General features: G+C 71.5%; 20 protein-coding genes. 9 read left to right on the forward strand and 11 right to left on the reverse strand.

Translation table 11 applies throughout. From position 1 onward, the window contains the following. Positions 1-10 precede the first annotated feature (10 nt). The 7 genes from RB608_RS11990 (at position 11) to RB608_RS12020 (ending at position 9,126) form a co-directional block, all read left to right on the forward strand. Entirely contained in the window at positions 11-3,796 is a 3,786-nt protein-coding gene (locus RB608_RS11990) for a phage tail tape measure protein (RefSeq protein WP_308088147.1), read from the forward strand. Then, a complete protein-coding gene (locus RB608_RS11995; RefSeq protein ID WP_308088148.1) occupies positions 3,796-6,960 on the forward strand; it encodes a tail fiber protein in 3,165 nt (1,054 codons plus the stop codon). Before RB608_RS11990 ends, RB608_RS11995 begins: the two co-directional genes overlap by 1 nt. A gap of 11 nt (positions 6,961-6,971) precedes the next feature. Beyond that, positions 6,972-7,511: a M15 family metallopeptidase gene (locus tag RB608_RS12000; RefSeq protein ID WP_308088149.1), complete on the forward strand. Its 540-nt coding sequence runs from the start codon at positions 6,972-6,974 to the stop codon at positions 7,509-7,511. A gap of 21 nt (positions 7,512-7,532) precedes the next feature. After that, positions 7,533-7,895: a hypothetical protein gene (locus tag RB608_RS12005; protein ID WP_308088150.1), complete on the forward strand. Its 363-nt coding sequence runs from the start codon at positions 7,533-7,535 to the stop codon at positions 7,893-7,895. Continuing rightward, positions 7,892-8,644, forward strand: a complete 753-nt coding sequence (locus tag RB608_RS12010; RefSeq protein ID WP_308088151.1) for an endonuclease/exonuclease/phosphatase family protein — start codon at positions 7,892-7,894, stop codon at positions 8,642-8,644. The genes RB608_RS12005 and RB608_RS12010 overlap by 4 nt, the downstream gene beginning before the upstream one ends. A gap of 42 nt (positions 8,645-8,686) precedes the next feature. Beyond that, a complete protein-coding gene (locus RB608_RS12015; RefSeq protein ID WP_308088152.1) occupies positions 8,687-8,818 on the forward strand; it encodes a hypothetical protein in 132 nt (43 codons plus the stop codon). A gap of 158 nt (positions 8,819-8,976) precedes the next feature. Continuing rightward, positions 8,977-9,126 (forward strand): hypothetical protein, encoded by a 150-nt coding sequence (locus RB608_RS12020; protein WP_308088153.1) that lies wholly within the window; start codon positions 8,977-8,979, stop codon positions 9,124-9,126. On the opposite strand, the gene RB608_RS12025 is transcribed toward RB608_RS12020, so the two are convergent. The 5 genes from RB608_RS12025 to RB608_RS12045 form a co-directional block, all read right to left on the reverse strand. Then, positions 9,123-9,269, reverse strand: a complete 147-nt coding sequence (locus tag RB608_RS12025; protein WP_308088154.1) for a hypothetical protein — start codon at positions 9,267-9,269, stop codon at positions 9,123-9,125. The genes RB608_RS12020 and RB608_RS12025 overlap by 4 nt on opposite strands. 238 nt (positions 9,270-9,507) lie before the next feature. Then, entirely contained in the window at positions 9,508-9,864 is a 357-nt protein-coding gene (locus RB608_RS12030) for a hypothetical protein (RefSeq protein WP_308088155.1), read from the reverse strand. Continuing rightward, positions 9,861-10,220 carry a hypothetical protein gene (locus RB608_RS12035; RefSeq protein ID WP_308088156.1) on the reverse strand — a complete coding sequence of 120 codons (360 nt, stop codon included), beginning with the start codon at positions 10,218-10,220 and terminating at the stop codon, positions 9,861-9,863. Before RB608_RS12035 ends, RB608_RS12030 begins: the two co-directional genes overlap by 4 nt. Beyond that, positions 10,220-10,471 carry a hypothetical protein gene (locus tag RB608_RS12040; RefSeq protein WP_308088157.1) on the reverse strand — a complete coding sequence of 84 codons (252 nt, stop codon included), beginning with the start codon at positions 10,469-10,471 and terminating at the stop codon, positions 10,220-10,222. Before RB608_RS12040 ends, RB608_RS12035 begins: the two co-directional genes overlap by 1 nt. 195 nt (positions 10,472-10,666) lie before the next feature. Next, entirely contained in the window at positions 10,667-10,975 is a 309-nt protein-coding gene (locus RB608_RS12045; RefSeq protein WP_308088158.1) for a hypothetical protein, read from the reverse strand. Positions 10,976-11,019: 44 nt separating this feature from the next. Here RB608_RS12045 and RB608_RS12050 point away from each other — a divergent pair, with 44 nt between their 5' ends. Then, positions 11,020-11,187 (forward strand): hypothetical protein, encoded by a 168-nt coding sequence (locus tag RB608_RS12050; RefSeq protein WP_308088159.1) that lies wholly within the window; start codon positions 11,020-11,022, stop codon positions 11,185-11,187. On the opposite strand, the gene RB608_RS12055 is transcribed toward RB608_RS12050, so the two are convergent. Genes RB608_RS12055 through RB608_RS12065 form a run of 3 tightly spaced genes read right to left on the reverse strand, consistent with a single transcriptional unit; the run spans position 11,184 to position 12,969 of the window. Then, positions 11,184-11,696: a hypothetical protein gene (locus RB608_RS12055; RefSeq protein ID WP_308088160.1), complete on the reverse strand. Its 513-nt coding sequence runs from the start codon at positions 11,694-11,696 to the stop codon at positions 11,184-11,186. The two genes, RB608_RS12050 and RB608_RS12055, sit on opposite strands and share 4 nt — an antisense overlap. Before the next feature lie 50 nt (positions 11,697-11,746). Next, positions 11,747-12,154: a hypothetical protein gene (locus RB608_RS12060; RefSeq protein WP_308088161.1), complete on the reverse strand. Its 408-nt coding sequence runs from the start codon at positions 12,152-12,154 to the stop codon at positions 11,747-11,749. Beyond that, positions 12,151-12,969 carry a tyrosine-type recombinase/integrase gene (locus tag RB608_RS12065; RefSeq protein WP_308088162.1) on the reverse strand — a complete coding sequence of 273 codons (819 nt, stop codon included), beginning with the start codon at positions 12,967-12,969 and terminating at the stop codon, positions 12,151-12,153. Before RB608_RS12065 ends, RB608_RS12060 begins: the two co-directional genes overlap by 4 nt. Before the next feature lie 184 nt (positions 12,970-13,153). Here RB608_RS12065 and mce point away from each other — a divergent pair, with 184 nt between their 5' ends. Further along, positions 13,154-13,618 (forward strand): methylmalonyl-CoA epimerase, encoded by a 465-nt coding sequence (mce, locus tag RB608_RS12070; protein ID WP_308088163.1) that lies wholly within the window; start codon positions 13,154-13,156, stop codon positions 13,616-13,618. 21 nt (positions 13,619-13,639) lie between these two features. On the opposite strand, the gene RB608_RS12075 is transcribed toward mce, so the two are convergent. From RB608_RS12075 to RB608_RS12085, 3 genes are all read right to left on the reverse strand, one after another. Continuing rightward, a complete protein-coding gene (locus tag RB608_RS12075) occupies positions 13,640-14,491 on the reverse strand; it encodes a biotin-dependent carboxyltransferase family protein (RefSeq protein ID WP_308088164.1) in 852 nt (283 codons plus the stop codon). A gap of 133 nt (positions 14,492-14,624) precedes the next feature. Then, positions 14,625-15,278 carry an allophanate hydrolase subunit 1 gene (locus tag RB608_RS12080; protein ID WP_308088165.1) on the reverse strand — a complete coding sequence of 218 codons (654 nt, stop codon included), beginning with the start codon at positions 15,276-15,278 and terminating at the stop codon, positions 14,625-14,627. Further along, positions 15,275-16,048: a 5-oxoprolinase subunit PxpA gene (locus RB608_RS12085; RefSeq protein WP_308088166.1), complete on the reverse strand. Its 774-nt coding sequence runs from the start codon at positions 16,046-16,048 to the stop codon at positions 15,275-15,277. Before RB608_RS12085 ends, RB608_RS12080 begins: the two co-directional genes overlap by 4 nt. Between the last annotated feature and the right edge of the window lie 151 nt (positions 16,049-16,199).

Below are 16,199 nucleotides of genomic sequence, written 5' to 3' on the forward strand. Positions count from 1 at the left end.
GTGAACCACCATGGCAGGGCCCATCCGCATCGCCATCCTCGCGAACGGCTCCCAGGCCCGACGCGAGTTCGCCCAGGTCGAGGGCTCGATGACGCGGTTCCAGTCGTCGGCGGCCAAGGCGGCCAAGCTCGGCGCCGGCGCTCTCGTCCTCGGCGTCGGTGCGTTCGCCAAGAGCGCCGTCGACGCCGAGAAGCAGTTCTCCACCTCGATGCGGCTCATCCAGGCCAACACGAAGTCCAGCGCAGCCGAGATGGACAAGCTCAACCGACTCGCGCTCAAGCTCGGCGCGGACACGAGCTTCTCGGCCAGCGAGGCCGCCGATGCGATGCTCGAGCTGTCCAAGGCCGGCCTCGACACCCGGACCATCATGGGTGGCGGCCTGGCCGGCACGCTGCAGCTCGCCGCGGCCGGCGGCACCGACCTGGCCACCGCCTCCACCATCGCCAGCAACGCGCTGAACACCTTCAACCTCGCGGGCGAGGACATGGCCTCCGTGTCCGCAGCGCTGGCCGGCGGCGCCAACGCCTCCACCGCCTCTGTCGAGTCCCTCGGCATGGCGCTGCAGCAGGTCGGCCCCGGCGCCACCAACGCCGGCCTCTCCCTGCAGGAGACCGTCGCGGCCCTCTCCGCCTTCGACGCCGCCGGCGTGAAGGGCTCGGACGCCGGCACCTCGCTGAAGACCATGCTGGCCCGGCTGATCCCCTCCACCAAGCAGGCCGCGCTGGAGATGCAGGACCTGGGCCTCAACTTCGTCGACGCCCAGGGCAACTTCAAGTCGCTCACGAACATCGCCGGGCAGCTCAACCGCGCGCTCAAGGACAAGTCCGAGGCCGAGCGCACCGCCGCGCTGACGACCATCTTCGGCTCCGACGCCACCCGGGCCGCCACCGTGCTGATGAACGAGGGCGCCAGCGGGATCCGGAAGTACATCCGGGCCACCAAGGACCAGAACGCCGCCCAGGAGCTGGCCAAGGCCCGCATGGACGGCACCGAGGGCGCGCTGGAGCGGCTCTCCGGCTCCATCGAGACGGCCCAGCTCCGACTCGGCCAGGAGCTCGCCCCCGCGGTGGTGAAGGGCGCTGACCTGCTCGACGACAAGCTCGTCCCCGCCATCGAGGGTGCGATCGGCGCCGGCCGCGACATCGCCAACGCACTCGCGCCCGCCGCCGACGAGATCACCGAAGCCCTCGGCAACCTGGCCGGCGAGGGCGAGTCCGTCGGCAAGATCTTCGACGACGTCTTCCTCCCCGCCCTGGAGACCGGCGCCGAGGTCGTCGGCGGCCTGGTCAACCTGGTCGACGAGATCCCCGGCCCGCTCAAGGAGATCGGTCTCCAGGCAGGCATCGCCGCACTGGTCCTCCCCCGCTTCACCGCCGGCGTCACCAGCGCCACCACGGCGGTCGGCGGCCACATCACCTCCCTGCGCGTCCTCAAGCTCGAGATGCAGGACACCGCCGCCCGCGCTCGGCTGCTGAGCACGGCCACCAGCGCCATGGGCGGTGCGATGAAGACCGCCGCCGGCATCGGCGGCATGGTCGCCCTCACCCAAGGCGCCCAGGAGTCGAACGACGCACTCAAGAGCCTGTACTCGGTAGCCGGCGGTGCGCTGGCTGGCTTCGCGGTGGGCGGGCCCGTCGGCGCGGTGGTCGGCGGCGTGGGCGGGGCGCTCGCCGCCGTGGCCGGTCGGAGTGACGAGGCCACGGACGCCGTGCGGGCATCTGCCGAGGCTGCGCGGAACGCGATTGGCGGCTGGGAGGACTACGCCGCCACCCTCGACCAGGTCACTGGCTCGATCACCCGGCAGACGAGGGTTGAGGCAGCCCAGCGGCTCCAGAAGACCGAGGCGTTCGACCTCGCGCGCTCTCTCGGCATCTCGACCCAGGACCTGGTCAAGGCGTCGCTCGGCCGCGAGAAGGCATCTGCTCGCGTGCAGGCGGCGCTCCAGGCCGAGATGTACACCACCTCGACCTACGTCGACCAGCTCGGGAACTGGCACACCACCTCCAGCGCGCTCAACACCGACGCCGCCAAGCTGGCTGGTCTGCTCGGCATCCAGTCCACGGAGATCTCAAAGGCGACCGGTGAGGTCCAGGACCTGTCGATCGCCTCCGGTGCGCTGAAGAAGGAGCTGAAGGGCGTTCAGGATCGCGGGACCATCGTCACCCGCGTCGAGCGCAAGGGCTTTCCCGAGACGGAGGAGGCCCTACGCAAGATCCTGCGCGGCATCGAGCTCACCCCCGAGCAGGTGAAGACCACCATCAAGGCGCTGGGTGTCACCGACGCGATCCGCGATGTCGATCGGTTTGCCGACAGCGTCGCAAACCAGGCGCCGCGGAAGGCCAAGGAGGGCGGCAAGAAGACCGGCAAGGCGATCACCGACGGCGCCACCGAGGGGCTCAGCACCACTGCGCTGGAGCGCAAGCTGAAGCTCGGGGTGAAGCAGACCGCTGACGGCGCCAAGGGCCCCGCGGCCCAGGGCGGCGTCGACGTCGGCAACGGGCTCGGGTTCGGACTCTGGGGTTCGATGAGCGCGTGGGTCGGGCCGATCCGCGCCAAGGGCTACGAGATGGGCAAGGCTGGCGTCGACGGTGCGAAGGCCGGCGCCGCCACGCAGTCCCCCTCGCGGGAGACGATCTGGGTCGGCCGGATGCTGGGCGAGGGCATGGTCGGCGGCATGAACGCCTCGGCGCCGGCCGTGGAGGTGGCGGGGCGGAAGGTCAGCAAGGCCGCCATCGCAGGGATCCTGTCCGGCCTGACTGACTCGTCCTCGGTGGACGCCGCTCTCGATGCGCTGACCAAGCAGATCGAGAAGTCGATCAAGCCGGGCAAGGGCAAGAAGGCACAGCAGCGTGAGGAGAAGCGCGAGAAGGCTGTCCTGAAGGAGCTCAAGGGGCAGTTCGCGCAGCTGCGTGCGAACGGTGCCGAGTATGACCGGATCAACGGGCTGCTCGGTGAGCGGGTCGAGCAGGAGCAGACGGCCTACGACCAGCTGCGCGCCGCCCAGCAGGCGTACAGGGACTACGGCGACGCCATCCGCAACACGATCACGGCAACCGGCGACGTCACCCAGCTGGGCCGGCAGGAGGACGGCACCGTCTCCGGCACCGCGCTGATCAACGAGTTCGAGCAGAAGGTCATCAGGGCCGAGCGATTCCAAGACCTGATGCGGCAGCTGGCCGATGACCAGCTCTCGCAGGCGCAGGTCGAGCAGATGCTCACAGCCGGGCCCGAGGCCGCGCTGGCCACCGCTGAGGCGATCGCAGCCGGCGGCCAGGCATCCATCGACCAGATGAACCGGCTGCAGGACCGCCTCGTCGCCGCCGGGGGCGTGCTCGGCGACAACATGGCTGCGCGCTACAAGCAGGCCGGAATCGACGCCGCGCAGGGCCTGGTGAACGGCCTGGAGTCCCAACTGGCCGCGGTCCAGGCCGCAGCCGCAGCCATCGCCGCCGCGCTGACGAACACGGTGAAGATCAAGCTGAAGGTCAAGTCCCCCTCGCGGGTCTTCCGCGACATCGGCGACGACGTGATGCGCGGCCTCGACATCGGGATCGATGACACGGTCGCCAGCCGAGCCGGCGCCCGGACCGCCTCCAGTCTGGTCCGCGGCTTCGGCGACCCGGCGCTGGAGGCCAGGGCGGCGTGGGCCGCGGGCGTGGGCGGCGCCCGCCCGCTCGTCGTGCAGGTAGAGGGGCGGTTCACGGCGGAGGAGGCGTCGCTGCTGCAGCAGGGCCGGGAGATCGTGATGAAGATCGACTACGCACGGAGCAACGGCGTGATGGCGGCGACGTTCTGATGGCGCGCCAGGAGTTCGCCACGGTTGATGTGCTGCGGCTGGAGGTCGAGACAGACCCGACCGGGCTGGTGAATCTGGTGCAGAACCCCAGCGGGGAGCTCGGCGGGTGGGGGTGGATTACCAGTACCGCGAACACGAAGGTCGACGGCAGTGCACTGGGCCTGACCTACACGTCGAACGTGATGGGCGCGTCGTCCTTCACGACCGAGGACATGCCCGTTGCGGCTGGGCAGTACGCCGCGGCGCGGTGGAACGCGCTGTCCGGCACCGTCGGGTTCTTCCGCGCTCGGTTCGAGTGGATCAACTCGGCCGGTGCGGTGATCAGCATGTCGGCACAGACCGGCTACTTGGCGCAGAACAGCACGGTGGGGAACCTCGGCCCGCAGCTCGCGCCGGCCGGGACGGTGCGGGCCCGGTTGCGGTTCGACCTGTACAAGACCAACGCGGGGGGGCTCCACACCGGAGCGCACACGTGGAGTCTGCGGGAGGTCACGGTCGCGAAGGCCGCGTCGTCGGGCGTGCTGGGTCAGACCCGTACCAACCTGACGCCGAACCCGAGCTTCGAGACCAACACGGACGGCTGGGCCAGCGGGAGCGGGGCCCTCGTCCGCTCGACGGCCCAGGCGGCGGTCGGGTCGGCGTCGCTGCGCTACACGCAGAGCGTCGCCGGGGTCGGCATCTCGGTGCCGATGATGAACCGGATCGCCGTGACCGCCGGTGCCACCTACGCGTTCCAAGGCCGCGTCCGCTCCACCACGACAATCCGGGCCTTTCGGTTCGAGGTGGACTGGTGGGCGCCCGGCGGCACCGTCCCGGTCTCGCGGTCCTTCGGGTCCGTGATCGGGTCGACCACCAGCGGCTGGACCACGATGACGCTCGTCGCGACGGCGCCTGCCGGTGCCACCGAGATGGAGGTCACCGTGACCTCCCCCGGCTCGTCGGTCCCCGCCGGGGAGGTGCACGACCTCGACGCCTTCATGATCGAGAAGGCGTCGACCGTCGGCAGCTACTTCGACTCCGCCACCCCCGATGCCGGAGGCTGGGACTACGCAGCGAACGCGTGGCCGCCGGTGGTGACCACGCGGACGAATCGCGTCCCGAACCCGGCTCCGGCATCCACGACTGGCTATGACCCCGGCCCCGGGGTGCTGCTCGGGTTCGAGTCGGGCTGGTTGAAGATCTGGCCTACCGACTCGCGCACGGACACATTCGCCTCTGTCGGCGGCGACGCCGGCGCGATGCGGCTCGGCATGGTGGCCGGGAAGACCTACACGGTCTCCGCCGAGATGGTGGTGTCCAACCACGGGGCCCTCGGGGACCCCACCCGGATCGACTCGGTCGTCGTCCACCACCGCGTCGGAGCCGGCGCCTACACGATCCTCTCCACCGGTCCCGGGGTCGGGCGGAAGTCGCTCACCTTCACGCTCCCCGCCGGTACCACCGAGGCGTTCGTGCGGCTCTACAACGGAGGCGCCTACTTGTTCCCCAATGGGTCGGCCTTCTCCGCGTGGCGCGCGGTGATGCTGGAAGAGGCGCCGAGCGCCGGCCCCTACTTCGACGGTTCGACCGCCGACAGCGCCGCGAACTTCACCACCTACGACCGCTCCTGGACCGGCACTACGAACGGATCCACGTCCACCGAGACAGCCACCCTCACGCTGCCGTACTCGACCGCCGTCAACAGCAACCTGGGCTACCTCGATCCGGTCCAGTACCTCAACATCATCGGCGAATCGCACCAGCTGCGCGTCGTGCGCCCGGAGCTCCAGGTCGGCGAACTCGACGCCACGATCATCAGCCGCTCCCTCGACCCCGCCGACTCGCCCCTGATCCGCCCCGGCCGCCGTGCCCGCCTCCGCGCGCTCGTGGCCGGCCAGTGGAAGGAGATCATCACCGGCAAGCTGCTGTCCGCGAACGTCGAGTACGAGCTGAAGGATCCGTCGGTCCCGAACGAGAAGCGGGCCCGGATCAAGGTCAGCCTGGTCGACGCCGCCCAGCCGCTCTCGCAGGCCAAGCGCCCTCTCGGCGTGAGCACGATCGCCGAGCTGCCATGGGTGCTCGAAGGCGCCGGGGTGCCGTGGTCGGTCAACGGCAGCGGCAACCAGGTCCTCACCGCGACTCCGACCACCTTCAACGACAACGCCAGCGCCCTCACCCAGCTCGCGCTGACCCGCGATACCCGGGCCGGGTACGCCTGGATCTCACGCCCGGGCGTGGTCAACGCCTGGGACGCCGCGCTGCTGCCGTCCGGATCGCCTCTGGTGCTCGACGAGGCTGCCTACAGCGACCTCAAGGTGACCTACGGGACCGACGACTGCATCAACGCGGTGTCGATCACCGTGCAGGCCCTCGGCGCCGACGGCGGCAGCACCTCGGAGACGACCTACGGCCCCTACGAGGACGCGACCTCGATCGCGACCTACGGCAGGTTCCTGAAGGAGTTCACGGTCACCGGGCTGAGCAAGACCCAGGCCGATGCGCTGGCCGCCGCTGTCCTCGCCGCCAACAAGACACCCACCCGCCGCGTGCGGTCGGTGACGCTGCCCCTCAACACCGTGGCCCGGCTCAACGCGCATGCCCTGATCGACCTCTACGACGAGGTCCAGGTCGTCAACGGCGAGGTGTCGCTCTCGGACACGCTGCGGGTGACCGGGATCGAGCACAGCATCGAAGCCCGCAAGTGGCTGGTCACGCTGACGTTCGCCACCGACGGTGGTGTTGCGTCGCCGATCTTCCAGCCGCCGGTGCAGTCGGGTGTGTCGCCGGACTGTGGGGTGGTCGAGATGTTCGCGGGCCCGACGTCGAAAATCCCGCCGACGAAGCTGCTGTGCAATGGCGCGTCGTACGCCGTGGCCGACTACCCGTACCTGTTCGCCGTCATCGGCTACACGCACGGCGGATCCGGGGCGTTCTTCAACGTCCCGAACCTCGTGGACAGGTTCCCGATCGGCGCGGGCACGAAGGCGCTCGCCACCAGCGGCGGGTCGCCGACGACGACGATCGCCGAGGCGAACCTCCCGGCCACGGCCGTGGTCCGAGGCGGCGTCACCTACTACTTCAACCAGCCCGGCGCGGCCGCCGACCGCGCCACCAACGGCGGCGGCCAGCCTCTCGACATCATGCCGCCCTGGCGCGCCCTCTACTTCGTCATCCGCGCCGCCTGACAGGAGACCCCATGCCCACGTCCCAGAACGGCTACCCCGCCCTCGACTCCAGCACCACCGGACCACTCCCCCGACTCCGACGCTGGACCATCCCCGGCACCCACCGCCACCTCCTCCTCCGCGACGGCGCGGTCGGGTTCCTCCTCGTGTTCCTCGCCTCGTGGTTCCACGGCAAGATCGAGCGGCTCGACCTCGGCGTCTGGGACGAGTGGGGCTGGGCCGCTCGCCCGATCCGCGGATCTTCGACGATCAGCAACCACGCGTCCGGCACCGCCGCCGACCTCGACGCCACCCGGCACCCCCTCGGCGTCCCCACCCTCGACACCTTCACGCCCCGGCAGGCCAAGCGGATCCGCCGCAAGCTCCGCTACCGGTTCCTCGGCCTGATCCGGTGGGGCGGCGACTACGCGGGCCGGCCCGACGCCATGCACTTCGAGGTCGTCGGCAGCCTCCGCGCCTGCGAGCGCCTCGCCCGGCTGCTGATGAAGACCCGCCGTGGTCGTCGGATCCTCGCTGCCAACCCCGGCGCCCGCGCCGTCATCAAGTCCTGACCCCCGAGAGGAACCCACCCGATGAAGACCACCAACGCCGTCATCGCCGGCATCGTCGCCTGCTTCGTCACCGTCGCGATCTGCTCCACCGTCCTGTTCGCCGTCGACGCCCAGTCCGCCGGGGACTTCCTCACCCCGCTACTCGGGTTCGCCGGCACTACCTTCGCGCTCGTCGCCGGACTCGCGACCGTCGCCCGCAAGCAGGCCGAGACGGACGAAAAGGTCACCTTCCTCGCCAACGGCGGCATGGACTCGAAGGTCCGCGCCGCCGTGGCCGACCTCCTGCCCGACCACCTGATCAAGCAGGACCCGGAGACCCAGGCGCAGCTGGAGGTTGACCGCGACATCCGCGACGCGGGCCCGGGCGGGACCGGCACGCCGTGACGCTCGCCCAGGCGGCCGTGCAGGGTCTCGACGCTCTACGGGCCCGGGCGGCGGCTCCCGTCGCCGTCAGCGCCAACCTGCGCGTCCTCCGCGACCCCGAGGCGGTGCAGGTCGCCGTCCGGAAGCACGCCAAGCTGGGCGCGCAGGTCCTCGCGCTCCAGGAGGCCGGCGGCTACCTCCCCCAGGTCCGCGGCGTCGCCGAGCACCAGGGGTACCGCGACCCGATCCACGCGCCGGCCGGCGCCGGCCGCGGGATGAACTCCTCGGCGCTCCTGGTCCGCGACGACGTGCCGGTGCACGCCCAGGGCGTCGCGCTGTCCCGGGCGTCATGGATCGGCCCCCGGGCCGGGATCGTCTGGCCGGGCCGCGGGATCCCGTGGGCCGTCGCCGACCTCGACGGACAGCGCACCCTCGTCGCCTCCATTCACGGGCCGACGGGACGCAACGGCGACAACAAGCGCGCGTGGCGGAAGTACATGCGACGACTGCGGCGTCTGGCGAAGCGCAAGGGCCGGAAGTACCGCGCCAAGGTGCTGTACGTCGGCGACTGGAACTGTCCGGTCGGCGCCCGCGACAAGCGCTCCGTGCGTCGCCTCCTCGCCAACCGGATCGGCGCCCACGTCGTCAATCCGGGCGCCCGCCCGCCCATCGACTACGCCGTGACCCACCTAGACCTCCGTGGAGAGACCGGGCCACGCCACGGCTCCGACCACGACTCGATCCGCTTCTACTGGAAGGATTCCCGATGAGCACCAAGATCCTCACCCCGACCGTCCGCCGCTGGATCTACGGTGTCGCTGATCCACGGTGTCGCGATCGTCGCGTTCGCCGTGCTGGTCTTCTATGGCGTCATCGACCCCGAGGCGTCACCACTGCTGGCCGCGCTGGTCCTGGCGATCCTCAACGTCCCTAGCGACGAGTAGCCATGGCCCACTCGCCCCATCGCCGCTGGAAGGGCTGCTGCCTGATGTGCGCCGCGCGAGTCCGCGGCGACGGGCGCGGCAAGTACCCCATCTCCACACAGCGACGCCTTGGCCGGAAGCGCCGGTTCAAGCAAGCGCGTCGAAGGCGACGAGTAGCCATGCTCGCCGCCGCGGTCCGCGAGCTCCCCGGCATCCTCCTCGGCCCGCTCCTCTGCCGGGTCCGTGGTCACCGCTGGCACGTCTGGACCCACCACGCGGCACCGTCGCTGCGGATCTGCATCCGCTGCGGTCACAACGGCCGGGGCTAGCCCCGGCGTGGCGCCATCGTCGCGCCGAGCGCCACCAGCGCCGCGAGCACCGCGGCCAGCACCAGCGCCCACGCGTCGTACCGCGCGAGCAGGACCCACCCCACGACACCAGAGCCGACGACGGTCGCGAGCCACAGCTTCATGGCCGTGACCCTACGACGCCCGTCCGGCCACCGGTGGTGAAACGACAGAGCCCGCCCGCCTCTTCGGAGACGGGCGGGCTCTCCGCCGTTTTAGACCCCGCCGACGCAGGGAGCCGGTCATACTTCTGAACCTCCGCCATAGGGCTGCGGTTCACCCCCGCTGACGCAGGGACTTGGTCAACCCGCAAGACCAGCGACCGTAGGGGTCACCCCCGCCGGAGCGAGGACATAGGGCACCCTACTCCGTCAGCCGAACGGTCCGGCCCGCCCGCTCGAACTCGTACATCGCCAGCCGAGTCACGGCCCGCTCCTCGTCGGTCCCGCCCGTCAGCAGCAGCACCGGCCCGTCGCCCGGCGCCAGCGCCACCGTGTCGGCCGCCATCGCGCACACGTCCAGCCACCGGTCGACCACGAACCGGCCCACCTTCTCCGGCGCACGGTGCGACGCGTCCCAGCGTCGGACCGACCGATCCGCCACGTCGGCCCACTGCGCCAGCGACGCCTGCGAGAGACCCGCGCCCTCGCGCAGCGCCCGGAAGTGACCGGGCAGCAACGGGAGGACGTACCCGCGGTACTTGCTCGGCTCGTCAGTCAACGCCCCACTCCCCGTCCGATCGGCGAGTACCCCACCGGCACCCGCTTGACCACATGCCGCAGCCAGTAGTCGAAGCCCTGGGTCCTGCTGCCCGGGGCCAGCTCGGCCCACGACGGGATCAGCACCTCGATAACGTCGTGGCCGTCGAGATCGAGCCCGTACACGTCGGCCTTGTAGAGCAGCGCCTCCCGCTGGGCGGCGGGTAGCGCGTCAGCGATCTCGCGGCGCGTCGCGTCCGAGCGGCACTCGACCGGGAAGCGCCGCGCGGGCCTGCCGCGCTCGTGCTCGGGGATGGAGGTGATCCCGAACTCGTCGGCGAGGACCTGGCGCAGGGCCTGCGTGGTCGCCGTGCTCATCAGGCCACGCCCTGGCGGGCCATAGCGCCGATGATCGCGATGCCGTCCTCTTCCGAGGCGCCGCCGGCGACTGCCGTCATCCGGATCGCGGTCGCGAAGTCGCGGGTCTCGCGGGTGGTCTCGACGGCGGCGATCACGGCGTCGTCGGACGCCGCTCGGATCGCGGCCTTGACGCGGCCGACGAGCGCCGAGTCGGCCTGGTCGAAGTCCAGCGTCATCAGCATCTGGAACCGGATCTTGTGAACGTTCATGGTGCACTCCCTGGTGGAGGTTGGTCTGGGCCTTGATGCCCTGACCTCGTGACACTCACTCTATGTCCTAGATAGGACACGGTCAAGTGGTGGCGAGATTCTTTACCCTCACCCGATGGACGCCCTGCTCATCGTCACCCACCTCGCCGCCGCCATCGGAGGAGCGCTCATCGGCTGGTCGATGCGAGACCGCCGTCAGTAGGCGCCCTCCTCCCCCAGTCGCCGGCGCTCGTCCTCCCGAGCCTCCCGCGCCCACCGCTTCCGCCACACCCGATCCCCCTCGACCAGACGCCGCTCGTAGGCAGCCCGCGCCTCGGCCCCGTCCCGGTAGCCGCGTCGCTCCGGACCATCGGTCAGCCAGGAGTCGTGCACGATCGCCCGCTGGACCCCACCCATGGCGACATGCTGCCAGCCCAGGTCCCAGGCGTCGCGGTACTGCCGGGTCGCCTCGCTGCCCGGCGGGTACGGCGTCGGCGGATAGCGGCGGGCGGGCCAGTCACGCATCCACCGATGCTAGAACACATGTTCGAACGACGTAGGGTCGGACGGTGAAGATCCATGCCGCCCGTCGACCCCGCACACCCCACGACCACACCGGCGAGGCGGAGATCATCCGGTGGACAGTCGAGACCGACGACTACGACGCCGGCATGGAGCAGATCCGCGGCGAGATCCCCGAGGGATGGCTGCTGCTCGGGGTCAGGGTCGAGCGCTAGCCGCTGAGCACGCCGATCGTGACCGCGAACAGCACGATCGTCAGCACGATCCCCATCGCGACGAACACCATCATCTGAAGATCGGAGCGGGGATGACGGGGCTCGGCCGGCGCCGTCTCGCTCGTGACCACGGTGCGCGCAGGGGCGGATGCCGAGGCGGGCGTAACCGGTGTGGCCGCCGCTGGGCCTGTAGCGGGCCGCGTGGCCGACGCCAGACCGAGATGTACGCCGATCGCGATCAGCGCGACGAGTGCCATCATCGACCCGGCGGCCGACAAGGCGAGCCCACCGATCGCCGCCAACCAGTCCCCCGTCTGGTCGACGTCGCATGACTCCAGGCGCCCTGTGAGTCGATCGACCGCAGTGGGATCGCAGCCATCGACGATCCGCTCACGCGGCCAGCTGATGGCGGCCATCCCGGCGCCGCCGGCCTGCGCGAGGACGCCCAGGAAGAGCAGTCCCCACAGGTCGCCCGTGGGTGACGTCTTCGCGGCATCGGTGCTGCTCATGGCCCGGGAGCGTACGCCGCCCCCGCTGGCCCCGGGCAAGAACCGCCAGATCAGGCAGCCGCCCGGGCGCGCTCCTCGACAGCCGCCTCGTAGCCATACTGCCGCCACCGAGCCGCGATCCCCTCGACCTCGGCGCCCGTGAACGGGCCCAGGTCGTGGCGCTTCCCGGTCAGATCGCCCAGCCACGCCACCCGGCCATCACCCGGGCCTGTGAGCACGACCCACCACGTCACGGGCGCGACCTCCGCCAGATAGTAGGCGTCGATCGACGGGTCCAGACAGCCGCACTCCTCGTGCTCGTCGTGGTGGTAGCCGATGCATCGGTCGTCCGGGCAGCCGCACCGATCCCCGCGCCAGGTGTCCGATCCGGAGTGGTACCGGATGTACCCGACGATCGTGAGCCCGTCGCGCCAGTCGTACTTGATGCGGTCCCGCGCCGTCCGCGACAGCGTGCTCATGCCGCTCGCCTCCCCAGTAGTCCGATCGCGTCTTCCAGCTCGTTCTCCGCCACGCCCAGATACGCCTCCGTCGTCGCCAGGGACGCATGACGCATCAGCCGCTGTACGACCCGGATGTTGGCCCCGGCTCGGAGCATGTCCGTCGCGAAGGTCGCCCGGAACCGGTGATACGAGCCGTCCGTTCCGATCGCTGCCAGCAGGAGGGACGCGCGATGCGAGACGGTCGATCCTGAAATCGCCCCTGCGCGACGGTGCGACGGAAACCACAGACCCTCGCGCGGGTACTGCTGCGCAACCTTCCACAGGTCGGGGTGTGTAGGTAGGTAGACGACCTTCGCGCCCTTGCCGAGTACACGAAGGCGCTCTGCATTGATGTCCTCGCCGGCGATCTTCGCTGCTTCATGCGCCCGCAGGCCTGCTCGTAGCCCGAGAAGCACGAGGGCGCGCATGTCGCCGGTCGCCGCGTGGAGCGCTCTCAAGTCGTCACCCGGAACGAGCGGCCTCGGTCGACCGTCCGGACTGGCGCCGCGACGGAGCTTCGCAGCTGGGTCATCCGCGCGACGGCCGGTGTCGACGAGAAACGCCGTGACCGAGCGGACTGCTGACAGGTACGTGAGCCGGGTCCAGCCGTCGAACTCTGAGAGCCAGAGCGACAGGTCCCCCGGCGACATGGTGAGCGCGTCTAGGTGTAGCCGGGTCATGAGGAATCTCACGCGCTGTCCGATGGTGTTCTGAGAGAGGTCATTCGCCCGGAGCCAGGCACGGTAGGGGTCGATGAGGTCGGAATTCATGCGGACGACGGTTAGCACGGTCATGCCGCGCTCCGGTCGTCTATCAGTGAAGCGAGGACGAACCGCCCCGACACGCGGGGACGAAGGTCCCTGACCGATCGAGGGTATTCGTGGGTATCCGGGGCGGGCGAGGGGTCCAGCGTGCGGGCGGTGAGGAACACGTCACACGGGAGGCGGCGGCCCGATCGCCCCCGGCACAATGACGTCCATGAGCATCACTGACCCGGTCGCCAGCGCCGTCCCCGCCCACCTCTTCACCGCCATCGACCACGTCGGCATCGCGGTGCCCGACCTCGACGAGGCGATCGCCTTCTACCGCGACAACTTCGGCATGCACGTCGCGCACGAGGAGACCAACGAGGAGCAGGGCGTCCGCGAGGCGATGGTCGCCGTCGGCGACACCGACTCCAGGATCCAGCTGCTCGCCCCCCTCAACGCGGACTCGACGATCGCCAAGTTCCTCGACCGCAGCGGCCCCGGCCTCCAGCAGCTCGCCTATCGCGTCACCGACCTCGACCAGGTCTCCGCCATCCTGCGCGAGCGCGGGCTGCGCCTGCTCTACCCCGAGGCCCGGCGCGGTACGGCGGACAGCCGGATCAACTTCGTGCACCCCAAGGATGCCGGCGGCGTGCTCGTCGAGCTGGTCGAGCCGGCGGCCGACGCACACCACTGACCCACGGATCGAGCCCGAGCGTCAGGCCCAGCGGAACCGGAGCTCCTCACCGGGGCGCAGCTGGGCCAGCCGATCGGTGTCGGCGTCGACGACCACACCGACCACCGGATAGCCGCCCGTGACCGGGTGGTCCGGGCCGAAGACCACGGGCTCGCCGCCGGGCGGGACCTGGATCGCCCCGCGCAGGGCGCCCTCACTGGGCAGCTCTCCCTTCGGAGACCTGCCGGTGAGCGGCTCCCCCTCCAGTCGCAGCCCGACCCGGTCACTCGCGGCGCCGACGCGCCAGACCTGCTCGACCAGCCGGTCGGCGTCGGCCACCCAGTCGTCGCGCGGGCCGCGGACGACGCGCAGCACCGGCCGGTCGTCGTACGACGCCGGCGGGACGGCGTCGACGAGCATCCGCGCCGCGACCTGATCCCCGACGGCGACGATGTCGCCCGCGCGTACGGGAGCCGGCCCGAGGTCGGCGAGCGTGTCCCGGGAGCGGGAGCCCAGCAGCGGCGGGGCGTCGAGACCGCCCCGCACGGCGAGATAGCTGCGCAGCCCTGACGGCGGCAGGTCCAGGCGCAGTCGCCGGCCGGGCCGCAGGGCCAGGACGGCGCCGGTGGGCTCGGCCCGGCCGTCGAGCGTCAGCGGCGTCGGCGCGCCGGTCACGCACACCCAGACTACCCCGTCCGCCTCGACCTCGATGCCGCCGAGCGCGACCTCCAGCGCGGCCGCGCCCACGGCATTCCCGAGCAGCCGGTTCCCCAGGGCGTACGACGCCCGGTCGGCCGCGCCACTCGCGCCGACGCCGATCGCGGCATGACCCGGCCGGCCGGCGTCCTGCACGAGGCAGGGTCCACCGACGGCGCGGACCAGCAGCCGGCTCACGCGGGCTCCCCGCGGCGTTGTTCGGGCGAGCCGCTTGGGGTCCCCGCGGGGCTTTGGTCCGGAGGAGCGAAGCGGGGGAGGCCAAAGGCTCGTGGGGTGAAGCGTTGCGGAGGAGAGGAACGTCGTGGGGTGTTCACCGCGCCTCCTCGAAGACCACGCTCGTGCCGGCCGCGAGCAGGGCGGGCGGATCGCGGTCCAGGTCCCACAGCGCCAGGTCGGTGCGTCCGATCAGCTGCCACCCGCCGGGTGACGAGCGCGGGTACACGCCGCTGTACTCCCCCGCCAGGCCGACCGCCCCGGCCGGGACCGCGGTCCGCGGCTCGTCGCGCCGCGGCACCCGCAGCCGCGGGTCGCCGCCCACGAGGTAGGCGAAGCCCGGGGCGAAGCCGCCGAACGCCACCCGCCACGGCGTGCCCGTGTGCGCGGCGACGACCTCCCGCTCACTCAGCCCGGTCAGGACCGCCACGGCCGCCAGGTCCGGGCCGTCGTACCGGACGGGGATCCGGGTCGGCTCTCCCCGTCGCACCGGACGTTCCGGTCGCGACATGGCCTCCGCAACGACCGTTCTGTCCGGTACGACGCCCGCGAGCCGCCCCACGTCCACCCCCGGGCGCGCCACGACCAGCACCGTCCGGGCCCCTGGGACGACCTCGGCGACCAGCGCCGGGGCGTCCGGATGGGCGCGGACCAGATCGGCCACGGCCACCACCGCGACGGAGCTGTCGAGGCCGTCGGGGCCGTCGAGCTCGACGAGGAGCCCGCGGTCGCCGTACGGCAGCAGCCTCATGCCGGCGCGACGGCGAAGGCGCCCACGGGGAGCTCCGCCGCGGCCAGCGCCGAGCGCACGGCGGCCGCCAGCTCTGGCGCGCCCGGCGAGTCGCCGTGGACGCACAGCGAGCGCACGCCGCCCGACCGGGCCAGCTCGACGGCCTGCGCCGCCACGGCGACCGGGTCGGTCAGCACGGCACCCGGGGCCGAGCGCGGCACCAGAGCACCGTCGGGCCGGTAGGCCCGGTCGGCGAAGCCCTCGCCCACCGGCTCGAGGCCGGCCTCGGCCACGGCCGCCAGGAAGACCGAGCCCGCGAGACCCAGCACCGGGAGCCCCCCGTAGGCGCGCACGGCGTCGACGACCGCACTCGCCTGCTCCGGATGCCGCGACACCGCGTGGTAGAGCGCACCGTGCGGCTTGACGTAGGCGACCCGGGCCCCGGCCGCCCGGGCGATCCCGTCGAGCGCGCCGAGCTGGTAGAGCACGTCGGCCGCCAGCTCGGCCGTCGGCACGTCGATATAGCGGCGCCCGAAGCCGGCGAGGTCGCGGTAGCCCACCTGGGCGCCGATCACCACGCCGCGGGCGACCGCGCTCTCGCAGGTGCGGCGCAGCGTGAGCGGATCGCCCGCGTGGAATCCGCAGGCCACGTTGGCGCTGGTCAGGTGCGGCAGCAGGGCCTCGTCGTCGCCGAGCCGCCAGCGCCCGAAGGACTCGCCGACATCGGCGTTGAGGTCGATCACCCGCGCCGACGTAATAGACGTGGACGGACGGCCCGGCAGCGGCGACATGGCCCTATGGTGGCCCATGGAACGTGCCGCCGAGCCCAGGACGACGCCTTCCGCCCCCGCTGCCCGTGTGGCCGATGCTCGATCCCCGATGAGACGAGTGTCACGAACCCACCTACGTGTGGTTACCACTGGGTATCTTCGCGGCGGCCGT

This window comes from Nocardioides sp. LHD-245 (assembly GCF_030929495.1).
In the GTDB taxonomy this organism is placed as follows: domain Bacteria; phylum Actinomycetota; class Actinomycetes; order Propionibacteriales; family Nocardioidaceae; genus Nocardioides.